Genomic DNA, 15,038 nt, shown 5'->3' with positions numbered 1-15,038 from the left:
TACTCGAGCAGCATTAACCGATGACCGCACTCAAACAGTACCAGCGGATCGAAGCCACCGGTTTGTGGCGCCCTTCGCCCGATGAACAGCGGCGTGAGGTTGTGGTTTCGATTGGCGAAGCCACTCTGACGATCTCGGATTTCAATGACAGCGCGCTCACGCATTGGTCTTTGGCTGCGTTAGAGCGTCAAAACCCGGGTGCGTATCCCGCCATCTATTGTCCCGACGGCGATCCTGGCGAAACGCTGGAACTTGCAGAAACGGAAACCACGATGATCGAGGCCATCGATCGTCTGCAACGTGCCATCGACCGCGCCAGACCGCACCCCGGTCGTCTGCGCTGGCTCAGCGTTGCGGGGGTGGCGCTGGCCGTTGTGGCAGTTCTTTTGCTGTGGTTGCCCGGCGCTTTGCAGCGTCATGTCGTTTCAGTCGTGCCAGAGATCAAACAGCAAGAGATCGGCGATACGATCCTGCAGCGCATTGAAAGGGTATCAGGCAAGGCATGCAATTCACCCGAGGCGCAGGACTCATTGGACCGGCTTGCAAACCGAACTGGTGTTCGACAGATCGTGATTCTGCCCGCAGGTTTGTCCAACAGCCTAAGCCTGCCGGGGGGGACTGTATTGCTGAATCGCGCGCTGGTGGAGGATCATGAAGACCCCGCCGTTGCCGCGGGGTATGTTATCGCCGCGCGCGCTCGCGCGGCACAACAGGCACCGTTGGACGACCTGTTAGATCGGACGGGCCCAACAACCGCGTTTCGACTGTTGACGACTGGTGAGTTGACCACTGAAATCGTCGATACCTACACCGAAGAAATCCTGGCAGAACCTCAAACACAGATTAGTGATGATGATCTGCTGGCAATGTTCGCTCAGGCCGCCCTTCCCTCAACACCATACGCTTATGCTGTTGACATCACAGGCGAGTCCGTTCTCGGGTTGATCGAGGCGGACCCCATGGCAGGTCGAACTTTGGAACAGGTATTGCCGGACCGCGATTGGGTCCGGCTGCAGAATATCTGCGGGCAATAGCGCCTATTTGGTGCCGAACATCCGATCCCCGGCATCGCCCAGGCCCGGCATGATGTAGCCCTTGGAGTTCAACTCACGATCCAGCGCCGCAGTCACGATTTTGACATCCGGATGCGCCTCTTTCATGCGAGCCACGCCTTCGGGGGCAGCCAGAAGACAAAGGAAACGGATATCTGCGGCCCCCTGCTCCTTCAGCAGATCGATCGCTGCGGCCGAGCTGTTGCCAGTTGCCAGCATCGGATCAACAGCAATGACCAGACGGTCCTTCAGCCCTTCGGGGGCTTTGAAATAATACTGTACAGGTTTAAGCGTCTCTTCATCGCGATAGAGACCCACAAAGCCGACCCGCGCCGAGGGGATCAGCTCCAACACCCCGTCCAGCATCCCGTTTCCGGCCCTCAGGATCGAAACCAACGCAAGCTTCTTGCCCGCCAATATGGGTGCGTCCATCTCTTCCATCGGGGTTTCGATGCGGCGCGTCGTCAGCGGCATCTCGCGGGTGACCTCATAGGCCAACAGCAACGTGATCTCGCGCAACAACTGCCGGAACACGGCGGTCGAGGTGCCCTTGTCCCGCATGAGCGTCAGTTTATGCTGCACCAGCGGGTGGTCGACGACGGTCAGGTGATCGCTCATGATGTCTCCAGTCTTTTCTTGACCCGCGCGCGGGTCTCTTCATCACAAAAGGCCGCATTAAGGGCCGTTACATTAAGGGCTGCAAAATCTTCGGCTTGCCAGCCGAATGCTGCACCCAACATCTCATATTCGCGCCGCATCGTGGTATGGAAAAACGGTGGATCGTCAGTAGACACGGTCACTTTGACACCTGCATCGCGCAGTTTCGCAATGGGATGCGCCGCGAAATCGGGGAATAGGCCAAGAACCACGTTCGAGCCCGGACACACTTCCAACGTGATATCCCGGTCGATCAGTTCATGCACTAGGTCCGGGTGTTCGATGGCACGGACACCATGGCCCACACGCTCGACCCCCAAATCGCGAATTGCGTCCCGCACACTATCGGGACCCCCAAATTCACCGGCATGTGTGGTCAACTGCAGCCCTGCCTCGCGCGCGCACTCAAAGGACCATTTGAAATCACCCTGCGTTCCAACGGATTCATTGCCGCCCATGCCAAATCCGGTGATCCAGTTCCCAGCAGTTTCGGCCGCACAATGTGCACTGCGCTTGGCTTGCTCGGGTCCGAAATGGCGCACACAGGTCACGACACCGCGCAGCGTAATCCCGTATTTGCGCTCGGCCTCATCAGCGGCATCCTGGATCGCGGTCAAATAGTCCTTCCATGCATGCAAATCTCCTCCGCCGCAAAAATCGGGGCTTAGGAAAGTTTCAGAATACACCACCCCGTTGGCTGCGCTCTCTTCGAGAATGGCCAACGTCAATCGGCGAAAATCCTCTGGCGATTTCAGAACCTCGCAGGCAGCCTCGTAGACACTGAGGAAATGTGCAAAGTCGCGAAAATCATACGAACCATCTGGCTTGAAGATCCCGCTCAGATCCACGCGCTTTTCATGGGCCAACTGACGAATAAAGGCGGGTGGCGCTGCACCTTCGTGATGCAGGTGAAGTTCGATCTTGGGTTGGTCAGCCGCTGTCATAGAAAACTCCGCCCCGGTCCTTGCGCCGGGATATTCAGGTGATGCGCGATACTGGCAGCGACATCGGCAAAGTTGATCCGGCCGATTTCACCTGTGCCATGTCCGGCATTCAATACCGGCACCTGTTCGCGCGTGTGATCGGTTCCGATCCAGCTGGGATCATTGCCATGATCAGCGGTCAGCAGCATCAGGTCACCCGGGCGCAGTTTTTGCAGGATGACCCCGACCTCGCGGTCAAACCACTCCAACGCGCGGGCATAGCCGCTGATATCCCTACGGTGGCCATAGATGCTGTCGAATTCGACAAAGTTGGCAAATGTCAGGCTGCCGTCTTCGGCCCCATCCACCAGATCAGAAAGATGGGTCATCAGTTCGGCATCCGAACCTTTGCGCAACGTATCGATCCCTTGCATCGAGAAGATGTCGCCGATCTTGCCAACTGCGTACACGTGCCGACCCGCGTCCTGCGCCCAGTTTGTCAGCACCGGCTTTGGGGGTACGATGGCAATATCCTTGCGGTTGGTGGTGCGGGTAAATCCGGTTTCCGGTGTTCCGATGAATGGCCGAGCTATCACACGGCCAACTTTCATTTCGTGAAGCTGCGGCGCAAGCACCTTGCACAAATCCAGCAAACGGTCGAGGCCAAAGCTCTCCTCATGTGCGGCAATCTGGAACACACTGTCGGCAGATGTATAGCAGATCGGCCAGCCGGTTCGCATATGCTCGGCCCCCAATTCAGCGATGATCGCCGTGCCAGAAGCGTGGCAATCGCCCAGAATGCCCTCGGTACCTGCAGCCTGAGCCGCTGCCTGGCTCAGCTCGGCGGGAAAGGCAGGTGTCGTATCCGGGAAATAGTGCCAATCCCACGGCACCGGAACGCCTGCCAATTCCCAATGGCCAGAAGGCGTGTCCTTGCCCGGCGAATACTCTCGCGCGCATCCCCAGAGACCTGCTGGTGTGGCTTCTAACCCCGGCGTGACATCATTTGAGGCCAGTCGCGTTGCAGCGCCCAGTCCCAGAGCGTCGAGATTTGGCAAATGTAATGGGCCGGAGCGTCCTTCTTCTGCGCGCCCTTCGGCACAGGCCTGCGCAATATGAGCCACCGTGTTCGCACCCGTATCGGGCGTGGTGCCGTTGTAGAACCGATCGGCATCTGGCGCGCCGCCGATACCAACCGAATCCATAACAACAAGGAAAGCGCGGCTCATGCGCTGATCCTTTCGTGTACATGCGGAGGTTGTTCTACTGGCGCATCGCCAAGCGTTACGGCATTCAATACCGCCTCGGACGCAAGTCGCGCTGCATCTTCTCGGGCTGCGTGGACCACGGCCAATGGCGCGCCCTTCTGAACGTGCTGACCCAACCGCAAGATATTCGACAATCCAACCGCCGGGTCGATCTCATCACTCTCAACCTGGCGTCCACCACCCAGGGCAACCACCGCCAGTCCTAGTGCCTCACCATCTATCGCAGAGATGTAGCCATCGCGGGGCGCAGGTACCTCTTGGATCACGTTTGCTTCGGGCAGGAATCGCGCCCAGGTATCGACGAAGTGCACAGGTCCTCCGACAGCGGCCATCATGCGGCCAAACCGTTCGGCGGCGCGCCCGTCACATATTACTTCTGCGATCCGCGCCCGGCCCTCTTCCGCCGATGCGCACATATCCGCATCTGCCATCAACACGCCACCCAGTTCAGCAGAAATTTCGGCCAAGGGTGAGGTTTGCCCGCTGGTCATGACCTTCATCACTTCGGCAACTTCCAGCGCGTTGCCAAGTGCTGGAGCAAGCGGTTGATTCATGTCGGTGATAACCGCTGAGGTCCGGCACCCCGCGGTATTTGCCGTTTCGGTCAGCGCCCGAGCAAGCTTGCGCGCCTCATCCAGCGTCTTCATGAACGCCCCGCTGCCCACCTTGACATCCAGCACCAGCGCATCCGGGCTGGCGGCCAGCTTCTTTGACAGGATCGACGCAGTGATCAGATCAAGGCTTTCCACCGTCGCCGTCACATCGCGGATCGCATATAGCCGTTTATCCGCCGGTGCGATCTGCCCCGTAGCGCCGACAATCGCAGCGCCGGTCTCATTCAGTATCTGCGCCAGCCTTGTCTGGCCGATCTGTGTTGTCACGCCGGGGATTGCTTCGAGTTTGTCCAAAGTGCCGCCGGTGTGGCCCAGCCCCCGGCCCGAGATCATTGGTACATAGGCCCCGCATTCGGCCAGGGCCGGGGCGAGAACCAGGCTGACGCAATCCCCGACTCCACCAGTCGAGTGTTTGTCGATCACCGGGCCATCAACATCCCAGTTCAGCACCTCACCGCTGTCACGCATGGCAACCGTCAAATCAGCCCTGCCCTGAGCCCCCAGCCCACCCATGCAGACCGCCATGGCAAAGGCTCCCGCCTGCGCGTCACTTACGCCACCATCAGCCAACCCCTGTGCGAACCACTGCAATTCGGCTGATGTCGGTATCTCGTTACGGCGAAGCTTGGCGATAATCGAACGCGCATCCATCTGATCAGGTGTCCCCCATATGCGCGGCACCAAATGCACCCGGCAACAGATCAGCTATTGTGGTTTTGGTTTCCAGACCGTCGGCAGTCGCCATAGTGACCACCACATCGCCTTTTCCGAATTCAGCCAGTTTCTGACGGCATCCGCCGCAGGGTGGCACCGGATGCGGACTGCTCGCAACCACGTAAACTTCGGTCAGTTCTTTGTCGCCTGCGGCGATCATCGCGGCAATCGCCCCGGCCTCGGCGCAGGTTCCTTCTGGGTAGGCTACGTTTTCGACATTGCAGCCGATATACACCGTGCCTGAACCTGCCCGGATCGCCGCACCGACCTTGAAATTCGAATAAGGCGCGTGCGCATTTTCACGAACAGCCAAAGCAGCATCTTTCAAAGACATGACGATTCCCAATTTTTGATCACTTGGTCAGAATGCCATACCCTAAATGAAAGCGCCGGGGAATTTGAAGCCCCCGAGCGCGGATAATCACAAGCATTTAGCCCAAGGTCGTATTGAATGTGCCGGGCAGCGTTACTTCCAACAATTCGACATCGTCAGTTGGATCAGACAAACGAGTTCTCATGCCAGGTGGAATGACGAAGGCGTCGCCCTGTTCCAGCCGATAGGGTTCGCGCCCCTCACCCTCAAGTGTGACCTCGCCATCCATCACAAAGGTAAAGTGGATATCAGTATCGTGGCTGGCCCACTTTGGCTGACCTTGCCCGCGACGGACGACCTGCACACCCGCGACACCCTTGGTGTTTTCGGCAATGGTTGTGTCGCGACAGACATATCCGGGCAGACGGAAAGGTATCCACTCCGCGTCTTTGGCCTGATTATAAACAAACCGTTGGCCCTGCCATTCGCGGTCCGGTCGGAAGTGTGGTGTTGGCAGGTCCATCTCGTGGTCAATCTCGGTCACATGTTCAGCCGGTACACCAATCTCGATCACCTGCACGTTGTCCGATGCCTCAAGCACTCGGTGACGGATTTCGGGCGGTTGAATAAAGCAATCACCCGCTGTCAGGCGCATTTTCTCTCCCTGATCCTCGTAAACCACATCCACCCAACCGTGGATGCAGAAGATAAGCTGAAACCCGACCTTGTGAAAATGCACCATGTCCGGCACCGGGCCGCCATCCGGAATGCGGATATGACTGGCGATGATCGAACCGCCCAACCTGTCAGGCACCAGATCGCGATAGTGCATTCCTGCCCGCCCGATGATCCAAGGCGCCTGATCTTTGAGGCGGCGAACAACAAATGAATGAACCGTTTCCGGCATAACCAGCGGTGGATCCAGTTCCTCTATTTCGATCCGGGAGCCATTTGGTGCGACAAGACTGCGCTGGCCGTCAGCGAACCTGTCGGGGTCAGACGTCAAAATGCGCAAGGTCCCAGGAGACTCGGGTGCGTCTTTCTCGATCCGCAAACGCAAACCATGTCCGGAAAACACAGCGGTATTTGGATCGTCGGCTGGATAGATCATGTCCATCCGCATCCCCAGCACCTTGGTATAGAACGGAATATCGTTGCGGAGTTCCTGCGTCGGCAGGCGGATTTCAGCGCGCGTCTGGAAGTCTTTCGGATCGCTTGTCATTCTGTATCTCTTCGGATCTGATTTTTGGCCATCCGATCAGAACAGCGGCCAAAATGCCAATTGAAAAGTACATTTCCAGCGTTTCTTCCAGCACGAACAGGCGTGTAGCCATCGTGACCGAAAGGCTTTCCGAGAAAAATCCACTGACTTCTTCGAGTATCTGCGCCAGTACCGCAACACTTCCGGCTAGGGCAAAGACCATCAGAAATGGTGCGCGGATCTTAAGTGCCCGTACTCCGTTTGGTATCCCGTGCCGAAGCAAGCCACCAATGACAATCACGCCCAAAGCGATCCGGACTGTGGTCGCATCAAGCAGTAAATCCAGCCATTCTAGCACGACGAAAAGTACGCTGCCTTCGGTGTAGACCTCTGCTTCCAGCTCGCGCTCGGCCAACAGTAGGCAGACAAGTGCAATATATAAGCGCGAGAGACCTGGAAAACGCACCAGCGCGACCAGCCCGGCAGCCAGCAACGCAGTGGCTGAAATTGTCTCGATCAAGCCGCCCTCTTGGTTGAATGCTGCGGCCTGCAAAGGCCAGATCATGATCACGCAAAGCAGAACAACAGCCAAAGAAAGCGAACCAACCAAGGCACCCCCTTTGGTGCCAAGCCTGTCAAAAGCGGTGGCCGTTTGCGCATCAGCACAAGCTTTGTTTTTATTGCGCATGACCAGATCCGTCGCTTCTGAGGCCCGTTAGATTGTCGGGAATTGACTGTACATAGAAGCAAAGCATCAAATCTCAACCAGCGACCCCTTAACGTATCCGTGAGACCTTATTTCGACAGCAATCCGAGGCGACATAGCCAAGCGTTGAGAAATGGTTTAACCATCAAACGAATATTGGAACGGAGTTGAATTGCCGATGTCTGACACACCGAACCTGCGACAGGCTGCGCTTGAATATCATGCCCATCCAAAGCCCGGAAAGCTTGAGATCAAGGCCACGAAGCCGATGGCAAACGGCCGGGACCTTGCACGCGCCTATTCGCCAGGTGTGGCCGAAGCCAGCCTCGAGATCAAAAGCGACGCAGCCAATGCCGAAAAATATACTGCGCGCGGCAATCTGGTGGCGGTTGTTTCGAACGGCACTGCGGTTCTGGGGCTCGGCGACATCGGTGCTCTGGCATCAAAGCCGGTGATGGAAGGCAAGGCGGTCCTATTCAAAAAATTCGCTGGCATCGACTGTTTTGACATCGAGGTGGATCAGCCTGACCCCGAAAAACTGGCAGATATCGTCTGCGCGTTGGAACCGACTTTTGGCGCGATCAACCTTGAAGACATCAAGGCACCGGATTGTTTCATTGTTGAAAAACTGTGCCGAGAGCGGATGAATATCCCCGTCTTTCACGACGACCAGCACGGCACCGCGATCGTTGTTGGCGCCGCTGCCAAGAACGCCCTGCATGTGGCAGGCAAGAAGTTTGAGGATATCAAAGTTGTCTCAACCGGTGGTGGCGCCGCAGGGATCGCCTGCCTCAGCATGTTGGTGAAGCTTGGGGTCAAACGCGAGAATATCTGGCTGTGCGACATTCACGGTCTGGTCTATGAGGGCCGCGCCGAGGATATGAACCCGCACAAGGACCAGTTTGCCCAAAAAACCGATCTGCGCACTCTGGATGATGTGATCCCGGATGCCGATCTGTTCCTGGGGCTGAGCGGACCGAACGTGTTGAAGCCCGAGATGGTTGAAAAGATGGCCAAAACCCCGATCATCTTTGCATTGGCCAACCCAACTCCGGAAATCCTGCCACAAGCGGCACGCGAAGTTGCGCCAGATGCGATCATTGCAACCGGCCGCAGCGATTTCCCGAACCAGGTGAACAATGTCTTATGTTTCCCGTTCATATTCCGGGGTGCCTTGGATGTTGGTGCGACTGAAATCAATGACGAGATGCAAATCGCCTGCGTCGACGGAATTGCCGACATGGCCCGTGCGACAACCAGCGCTGAAGCTGCGGCAGCCTACAAGGGTGAGCAATTGACCTTTGGGCCGGATTATCTGATCCCCAAACCTTTCGACCCGCGCCTCGTCGGAGTCGTTTCGTCATCTGTTGCGCAAGCAGCCATGAAAAGTGGGGTCGCAAAACGGCCCATTGATGACCTCGAAGCCTATAAAGAACGGCTGAATCAGACTGTGTTCAAATCGGCTCTTCTGATGCGGCCAGTATTTGAAGCCGCTGCAGTTGCTTCCCGGCGGATCGTTTTTGCGGAAGGCGAGGACGAGCGGGTATTGCGTGCAGCTCAGGCTATTTTGGAAGAAACCACAGAAACCCCGATCCTGATTGGTCGCCCGGACGTAATCGACGCGCGATGCGAACGATTGGGGCTGACGGTTCGGCCTGGGCAGGATTTCCAGATCGTGAACCCGCAGGACGATCCGCGCTACTACGACTACTGGAACTCATATCACCAGATCATGCAGCGGCGGGGGGTCACTCCGGACCTCGCAAAAGCCATCATGCGCACCAACAATACTGCAATTGCGGCGATCATGGTGCATCGCGGCGAGGCTGACAGCATGATCTGCGGTACATTCGGTGAATACCGCTGGCATCTCAATTATGTTGAGCAAGTTCTGGATAATGGCGATTTACGCCCGCACGGCGCGCTGTCACTTATGATTCTGGAAGACGGCCCTCTATTCATCGCCGACACGCATGTACGGCAACTGCCCACCCCCGAGGAACTGGCCGAAACAACCATCGGCGCAGCCCGTCACGTGCGGCGGTTCGGACTGGAGCCGAAGATTGCATTCTGTTCGCAATCGCAGTTCGGCAATCAGGCAGAGGGATCGGGCAAGCGCCTTCGGGCGGGCCTTGAAATCCTCGATTCTGAGCCGCGCGATTTCAGCTATGAGGGCGAGATGAACTTGGACCTGGCCCTTGATCCTGAATTGCGTGCACGTATTTTCCCGAACTCGCGTATGGATGGCGCTGCGAATGTCCTAATTTTCGCACACGCGGATGCAGCAAGCGGGGTGCGTAACATCCTCAAGATGAAAGCGGACGGGCTAGAGGTGGGGCCGATCTTGATGGGGATGGGAAACAAAGCCCATATCGTAACGCCATCAATCACCGCCCGGGGGCTGTTGAACATGGCGGCCATCGCCGGAACGCCAGTGGCACATTACGGGTAAACTGGGCGCGGCGGTAAAAGGATATACACGACCGGGCTCCTGACCAGTTGCCCAAGTTGATTCTATTGGCACTGTCGCTTTTGCAGCGGTGAGTTTGCAGATTTGCAAAACCTTAGATGGATCAACTTGAAGGTCATAAATATCAGAGAATTTGCAAAACTTTGCAGTCCAATCTGAAAGGTTCTGCAAAGATTTTGCGATAAACTGACGCGCCGCATTCCGCGTCGCTTGCCCGAGGCACCTTCGGCGCCTAACACAAAACGCGAGGAATTTGGGAGGAGGCCATCATGGCATATCAGGACGTCTACGAGAGCTGGAAGAACGACCCCGAAGCATTCTGGATGGATGCCGCAAAAGGGATCGACTGGGTTCAAGAACCCAGCAAAGCTCTGTTCGACGACAATGCGCCTCTCTATGAATGGTTCAGCGATGCCAAGGTAAATACGTGCTGGAACGCAGTCGACCGGCATGTGGAAAACGGTCGTGGCGAGCAGACCGCGATCATCTATGACAGTCCCATCACACATACCAAACGCGAAATCTCCTACGTCGAGCTGCGCAACAGGGTCGCTAATCTGGCCGGTGCGCTCCGCGCGAAAGGCGTTGAGAAAGGGGATCGGGTCATCATCTATATGCCGATGATCCCCGAAGCGTTGGAGGCCATGCTGGCCTGCGCCCGCCTTGGAGCGGTGCACTCGGTGGTGTTCGGCGGCTTTGCCAGCAACGAGTTGGCCGTGCGTATCGATGATGCGAAACCCAAGGCGATCATCGCCGCTTCATGCGGGATGGAACCGGGTCGTGTCGTGCACTACAAACCGCTGTTGGATGGCGCGATCGATCTTGCTAGCCACAAGCCCGAGTTCTGCGTAATCTTCCAGCGTGAACAGGAGGTTGCACAACTTATCGAAGGGCGCGATGTCAATTGGCATGGGTTCCAATACGGAACTGAACCCGCAGAATGTGTGCCTGTAAACGGCAACGATCCGGCGTATATCCTGTATACCTCGGGCACCACCGGAGCTCCAAAAGGTGTCGTGCGCCCGACCGCTGGCCATCTGGTCGCGCTGAATTGGACGATGAAGAACATCTACAACGTTGATCCAGGTGACGTATTCTGGGCAGCCTCAGATGTGGGCTGGGTCGTGGGGCATTCCTATATTTGCTACGCTCCGCTAATCCATGGCAATACGACCATTGTGTTCGAAGGCAAACCCGTTGGCACGCCAGACGCTGGCACCTTCTGGCGCGTGATCTCCGAACATAAGGTCAAAAGTTTTTTCACGGCCCCTACAGCCATTCGCGCCGTCAAACGCGAAGACCCCAATGGGGAGTTGATGTCGAAATACGACCTCTCCCACCTGAAGGCGCTATATCTTGCAGGTGAGCGGGCCGACCCGGACACCATCATCTGGGCACAGGATGCGTTGAATGTCCCGGTCATCGATCATTGGTGGCAAACCGAAACCGGATGGACAATCGCGGGTAATCCACTTGGTATCGAGGAACTTCCGATCAAATTGGGTTCACCTGCCAAGCCCATGCCAGGCTATGACGTTCAAATTCTGGACGAAGGTGGTCATCCCATGAAACCAGGTGAACTGGGAGCTATCGCGGTCAAGCTGCCATTGCCCCCAGGTACGCTGCCGACTCTCTGGAACGCCGAGGCGCGGTTCAAGAAGTCGTATCTGGAGCATTTCCCGGGCTACTACGAGACCGGTGACGCAGGCATGATCGACGAAGACGGTTATCTTTATATCATGGCGCGCACCGATGATGTCATCAACGTTGCTGGCCACCGTTTGTCGACTGGCGGAATGGAAGAGGTGCTGGCTGCGCACCCCGATGTGGCAGAATGTGCCGTGATTGGCGTGTCGGACCAACTAAAAGGGCAAATGCCGGTTGGATTCTTGTGCCTCAATGCCGGATCTGAACGGAACCACCAGGATGTGGTGGCGGATGTGGTCAAGATGGTCCGGGACAAAATCGGGCCTGTCGCTGCGTTTAAGAATGCGGTGGTTGTAGATCGCCTACCCAAGACGCGATCGGGCAAGATCCTGCGAGGCACGATGGTGTCGATTGCGGATGGCAATGAATACAAGATGCCTGCCACCATCGATGATCCAGTTATTCTGGACGAGATCAAATCGGCCCTGCAAACCATCGGTTACGCAAAGTAACTTTGCAATGGAATCCAACAGTGCACCAAAAAGGCGCACTTGATTTGCGCCAAAGCGCGAATGCGAAGCTCTGCCTCGCGCTCCGGGATGTTTTCGGCCAGATGAAGGGTGGATCCGTTTTGTCTTACTGGGGCTTGTCATTGGTCCCGCCTCCCCTCAGGTTGAGGTGAGGAGGACGAGCATGACAAACGGCGAGATCTGGCGTCTGAGTGCGACCGAACTGACTGTTCTGACAAAAAAGGGCGATCTGAGCGCGGAGGGAGTCGTCAAGGATGCATTGGCGCGTATGCATCAAGTGAACCCCGAGTTGAATGCAGTTGTGGAAGATCTTGGTGCGGAGGCGATGGAGCGTGCATCCGCTCTTGACCGTGCCCGTCGTGATGGTGCTTTGGCTGGTCCGCTGCATGGTGTTCCGGTTACGATCAAGGTGAATGTGGACCAGAAAGATCATGCAACCACCAATGGCGTGGTGGCCCTGAAGGATGTCATTGCACCAGATGATGCTCCTGTGGTCTCAAACTTGCAAAAAGCAGGTGCGATTGTCATCGGGCGGACCAATACCCCCGAATTTTCATTCCGTGCTGATACGGACAACCCGCTTCATGGGCGCACCCATAATCCCTGGGGCCGCCATATCTCACCCGGCGGATCGTCTGGTGGCGCCGGCGCGGCCGTTATGGCAGGAATAGGCGCTCTGGGTCATGGCAACGATATCGGTGGTAGCCTGCGTTTTCCCGCCGCAGCCAATGGTGCGGTGACGGTGAAGCCGGGGCTTGGCCGCGTACCCGCGTGGAACCCAAGCCAAAAGGCCGAGCGGGGAATGCTGGCGCAGTCGATGTCTGTTCAGGGGGTGATTACCCGAACGGCCGCAGATTTACACCTGTCTATGCCGAGCCTGATTGAACCAGACCTTCGGGATCCCTTTCACGTACAGCTGCCCTGGCGCGGCAATATGCAAGACGGACCGATCAAGGTCGCCTTCACAAAAAACACGTTCGGCTACGCATTGCATCCAGAAGTAGACAAGGCGCTGGAAACGGCACGGGACGCCTTAGTAGATGCTGGATATCTGGTTGAAGAGATTGATCCGCCAGATGTGTTCGAATGCGGCAGGTTGGGCTACCGCGCGCTGATGGGTGAAGTGCTGACCCTGATGAAAGGTGATATCGAAGCTGCCGGATCGCAAACCATCCGCGACATTTTTGAAGTTTATTTCCAAGAGTTTCCCCCGATTGTCGGAGACGATCTGATTCAGGCCCTTGCGCAGCGCAGCCACCATGCGCGCGAATGGTCATTGTTCCTGCAGGATTATCCGTTAGTCCTGTCTCCATTTCTGCCGCAGCCATTTTTCAAGCCTGATCGAGACACCGAAGGCGCGGAGGGTGTTCATGAGGTGCTGGGCTGTGCAGTATATTCTTATGCGATGAACTTTCTGGGGTTGCCCGCTGCCAGCGTTCCCGCACGCCTTGCGGAATTGCCGAATGGTCCCCAACCGATCAACATTCAGATCGCCGCCCGGCGCTGGCGCGAAGACATGGCCGTAGATGCCACAACCGCCATCGAAGAGCGTGTTGGGCAGATGGCCCCGATTTTATGGGAGCAAATGAGCAATTAGGTCCAACTTGTGCCTACGTAGCAGTTTGCTACAAAAAATAGACCCCGGGGTTTTGTGCCCGGGGTCCGCATAATAAAATATGCCCGGATTTCAGAAGACGAGCGTAGCACCACCCACCCTCGCCAGCGCAAAAACTGCGCAATCATTCGAAAACACCGTCAGATGGCCACTCACTTCCACCTTGGCGTGTTCTCCGGGCAAGTTGAAGTTAACAAACCATTATCGGTGTGCATGTGAACTGGTTCACACAAACGACAGGAAATTTATCAATTCGCTCACATTTATGTGAACTGCTCGGAAATCAGTCGCTCCTCCAATCCATGCCCCGGATCAAAAAGTATCCGGTGTTGGATGCTCGTTTCAGACCTAATTTCGACCCAGTCGATATCTGGAAAAGATATTGAATCAGCCGCAACGATAACAGGTCGCTTGTCAGCATCGATCACGTCGAACCTGACTTTTGCCATTTTCGGCAGCAAAGCACCGCGCCACCTTCGCGGGCGAAATGCCGCGATGGGTGTCAGCGCCAACACGTCTGCGCCAATCGGAACAATAGGTCCATGCGCGGAGTAGTTATAAGCCGTTGAACCCGCAGGCGTAGCGAGTAATGCGCCATCACACACAAGCTCGGCCATGCGAACACGCCCATCCACACTAATCCTGAGTTGCGCTGCTTGCGGTCCTGCACGCAACAGCGACACCTCGTTGATCGCCAGCGCTTCGTGTTTTTGACCAGACTGATCCATCGCGGTCATTGCCAATGGGTTGACGACCTCTTCCTCTGCCTCGGCAAGCCGAGCCATCAGATCGGTCTCGGCATATTCGTTCATCAGAAACCCGATGGTCCCGCGGTTCATGCCGTAGACTGGTGTATTCAGATGCTGGATACCCTGCAGCGTTTGCAGCATGAAACCATCCCCACCCAGCGCGACAACCACATCCGCATCCCTGGGTGCGGCATTTCCATAGCACGCCACAAGAGAGTCTCGGGCAGTTTGCGCCACTTTGGCATCGCTGGCCAGAAAGGCGATTCTCTTGGTCATGTTTTATGGTTTCCAGTGCTGCACATTTGGTTCCGAAACAAACATACCTTTCCGCAATAGGCCAGACTTGACGCCATAGCAGGCCAATTCGTCGCTTTACAGCCTTTCTGAATTCTATCGTTTCCGATAGGAAATCCGCCAGATAAACCCCAGCCCTGTGGAGCCATTATGAACGCCAATCTTCGTGATACCGGTTTCTTCACCCAATCCCTTGCCGATCGTGACCCCGAGCTATTTGGCTCGATCACATCCGAATTGGGCCGCCAGCGCGATGAAATCGAGCTGATCGCATCGGAAAACATC

At 56.5% G+C, this 15,038-nt stretch carries 12 protein-coding genes and 1 pseudogene; 5 read left to right on the top strand and 8 right to left on the bottom strand.

From position 1 onward, the window contains the following. Positions 1–20: 20 nt before the first annotated feature. A complete protein-coding gene (locus ACRZ91_RS00065) occupies positions 21–1,034 on the top strand; it encodes a hypothetical protein (protein WP_480901682.1) in 1,014 nt (337 codons plus the stop codon). 3 nt (positions 1,035–1,037) lie between these two features. Here ACRZ91_RS00065 and upp read toward each other — a convergent pair whose 3' ends face one another. From upp to ACRZ91_RS00030, 7 genes are all read right to left on the bottom strand, one after another. Further along, positions 1,038–1,670 (bottom strand): uracil phosphoribosyltransferase, encoded by a 633-nt coding sequence (gene upp, locus ACRZ91_RS00060; protein WP_480901681.1) that lies wholly within the window; start codon positions 1,668–1,670, stop codon positions 1,038–1,040. Next, a complete protein-coding gene (locus tag ACRZ91_RS00055) occupies positions 1,667–2,653 on the bottom strand; it encodes an adenosine deaminase (protein WP_480901678.1) in 987 nt (328 codons plus the stop codon). The genes upp and ACRZ91_RS00055 overlap by 4 nt, the downstream gene beginning before the upstream one ends. Next, positions 2,650–3,861 carry a phosphopentomutase gene (locus ACRZ91_RS00050; RefSeq protein ID WP_480901676.1) on the bottom strand — a complete coding sequence of 404 codons (1,212 nt, stop codon included), beginning with the start codon at positions 3,859–3,861 and terminating at the stop codon, positions 2,650–2,652. The genes ACRZ91_RS00055 and ACRZ91_RS00050 overlap by 4 nt, the downstream gene beginning before the upstream one ends. After that, positions 3,858–5,165: a thymidine phosphorylase gene (locus ACRZ91_RS00045; protein WP_480903357.1), complete on the bottom strand. Its 1,308-nt coding sequence runs from the start codon at positions 5,163–5,165 to the stop codon at positions 3,858–3,860. Before ACRZ91_RS00045 ends, ACRZ91_RS00050 begins: the two co-directional genes overlap by 4 nt. Before the next feature lie 4 nt (positions 5,166–5,169). Continuing rightward, complete coding sequence (locus tag ACRZ91_RS00040; RefSeq protein ID WP_170468775.1) at positions 5,170–5,562, bottom strand: cytidine deaminase; 393 nt, start codon at positions 5,560–5,562, stop codon at positions 5,170–5,172. Between the two features lie 97 nt (positions 5,563–5,659). Further along, the gene (locus ACRZ91_RS00035; RefSeq protein ID WP_480901674.1) at positions 5,660–6,763 is read right to left on the bottom strand and encodes a cupin domain-containing protein; all 1,104 of its coding nucleotides are present in this window, start codon (positions 6,761–6,763) and stop codon (positions 5,660–5,662) included. Continuing rightward, positions 6,726–7,430 carry a hypothetical protein gene (locus tag ACRZ91_RS00030; protein WP_480901672.1) on the bottom strand — a complete coding sequence of 235 codons (705 nt, stop codon included), beginning with the start codon at positions 7,428–7,430 and terminating at the stop codon, positions 6,726–6,728. Before ACRZ91_RS00030 ends, ACRZ91_RS00035 begins: the two co-directional genes overlap by 38 nt. 196 nt (positions 7,431–7,626) lie before the next feature. Between ACRZ91_RS00030 and ACRZ91_RS00025 the strand changes: the two genes are divergently transcribed. The 3 genes from ACRZ91_RS00025 to ACRZ91_RS00015 all read left to right on the top strand — a co-directional run bounded on the left by ACRZ91_RS00025 (position 7,627) and on the right by ACRZ91_RS00015 (position 13,692). After that, complete coding sequence (locus tag ACRZ91_RS00025; RefSeq protein WP_170538726.1) at positions 7,627–9,900, top strand: NADP-dependent malic enzyme; 2,274 nt, start codon at positions 7,627–7,629, stop codon at positions 9,898–9,900. 287 nt (positions 9,901–10,187) lie between these two features. Next, positions 10,188–12,077 carry a propionate-CoA ligase PrpE gene (gene prpE, locus ACRZ91_RS00020; protein WP_480901669.1) on the top strand — a complete coding sequence of 630 codons (1,890 nt, stop codon included), beginning with the start codon at positions 10,188–10,190 and terminating at the stop codon, positions 12,075–12,077. Between the two features lie 181 nt (positions 12,078–12,258). Beyond that, positions 12,259–13,692 carry an amidase family protein gene (locus ACRZ91_RS00015; protein WP_480901667.1) on the top strand — a complete coding sequence of 478 codons (1,434 nt, stop codon included), beginning with the start codon at positions 12,259–12,261 and terminating at the stop codon, positions 13,690–13,692. Positions 13,693–13,973: 281 nt separating this feature from the next. Here ACRZ91_RS00015 and ACRZ91_RS00010 read toward each other — a convergent pair whose 3' ends face one another. After that, the gene (locus ACRZ91_RS00010) at positions 13,974–14,735 is read right to left on the bottom strand and encodes an NAD kinase (RefSeq protein WP_170468759.1); all 762 of its coding nucleotides are present in this window, start codon (positions 14,733–14,735) and stop codon (positions 13,974–13,976) included. 168 nt (positions 14,736–14,903) lie between these two features. Here ACRZ91_RS00010 and glyA point away from each other — a divergent pair. Further along, positions 14,904–15,038 (top strand): annotated as a pseudogene (glyA, locus tag ACRZ91_RS00005) (serine hydroxymethyltransferase); the annotation flags it as partial.

The sequence above is a fragment of the Ruegeria sp. O11 genome, from assembly GCF_056535285.1.
This window is presented reverse-complemented; position numbering and strand designations above follow the sequence as displayed.

Bases quoted from the DNA above. Each gene is read 5' to 3' on its own strand.
- ACRZ91_RS00010 (WP_170468759.1), bottom strand. From the start codon at position 14,735: ATGACCAAGAGAATCGCCTTTCTGGCCAGCGATGCCAAAGTGGCGCAA.
- ACRZ91_RS00015 (WP_480901667.1), top strand. From the start codon at position 12,259: ATGACAAACGGCGAGATCTGGCGTCTGAGTGCGACCGAACTGACTGTT.
- ACRZ91_RS00055 (WP_480901678.1), bottom strand. From the start codon at position 2,653: ATGACAGCGGCTGACCAACCCAAGATCGAACTTCACCTGCATCACGAA.
- ACRZ91_RS00040 (WP_170468775.1), bottom strand. From the start codon at position 5,562: ATGTCTTTGAAAGATGCTGCTTTGGCTGTTCGTGAAAATGCGCACGCG.
- ACRZ91_RS00045 (WP_480903357.1), bottom strand. From the start codon at position 5,165: ATGGATGCGCGTTCGATTATCGCCAAGCTTCGCCGTAACGAGATACCG.
- ACRZ91_RS00025 (WP_170538726.1), top strand. From the start codon at position 7,627: ATGTCTGACACACCGAACCTGCGACAGGCTGCGCTTGAATATCATGCC.
- ACRZ91_RS00035 (WP_480901674.1), bottom strand. From the start codon at position 6,763: ATGACAAGCGATCCGAAAGACTTCCAGACGCGCGCTGAAATCCGCCTG.
- ACRZ91_RS00030 (WP_480901672.1), bottom strand. From the start codon at position 7,430: ATGCGCAATAAAAACAAAGCTTGTGCTGATGCGCAAACGGCCACCGCT.
- prpE (WP_480901669.1), top strand. From the start codon at position 10,188: ATGGCATATCAGGACGTCTACGAGAGCTGGAAGAACGACCCCGAAGCA.
- ACRZ91_RS00050 (WP_480901676.1), bottom strand. From the start codon at position 3,861: ATGAGCCGCGCTTTCCTTGTTGTTATGGATTCGGTTGGTATCGGCGGC.
- ACRZ91_RS00065 (WP_480901682.1), top strand. From the start codon at position 21: ATGACCGCACTCAAACAGTACCAGCGGATCGAAGCCACCGGTTTGTGG.
- upp (WP_480901681.1), bottom strand. From the start codon at position 1,670: ATGAGCGATCACCTGACCGTCGTCGACCACCCGCTGGTGCAGCATAAA.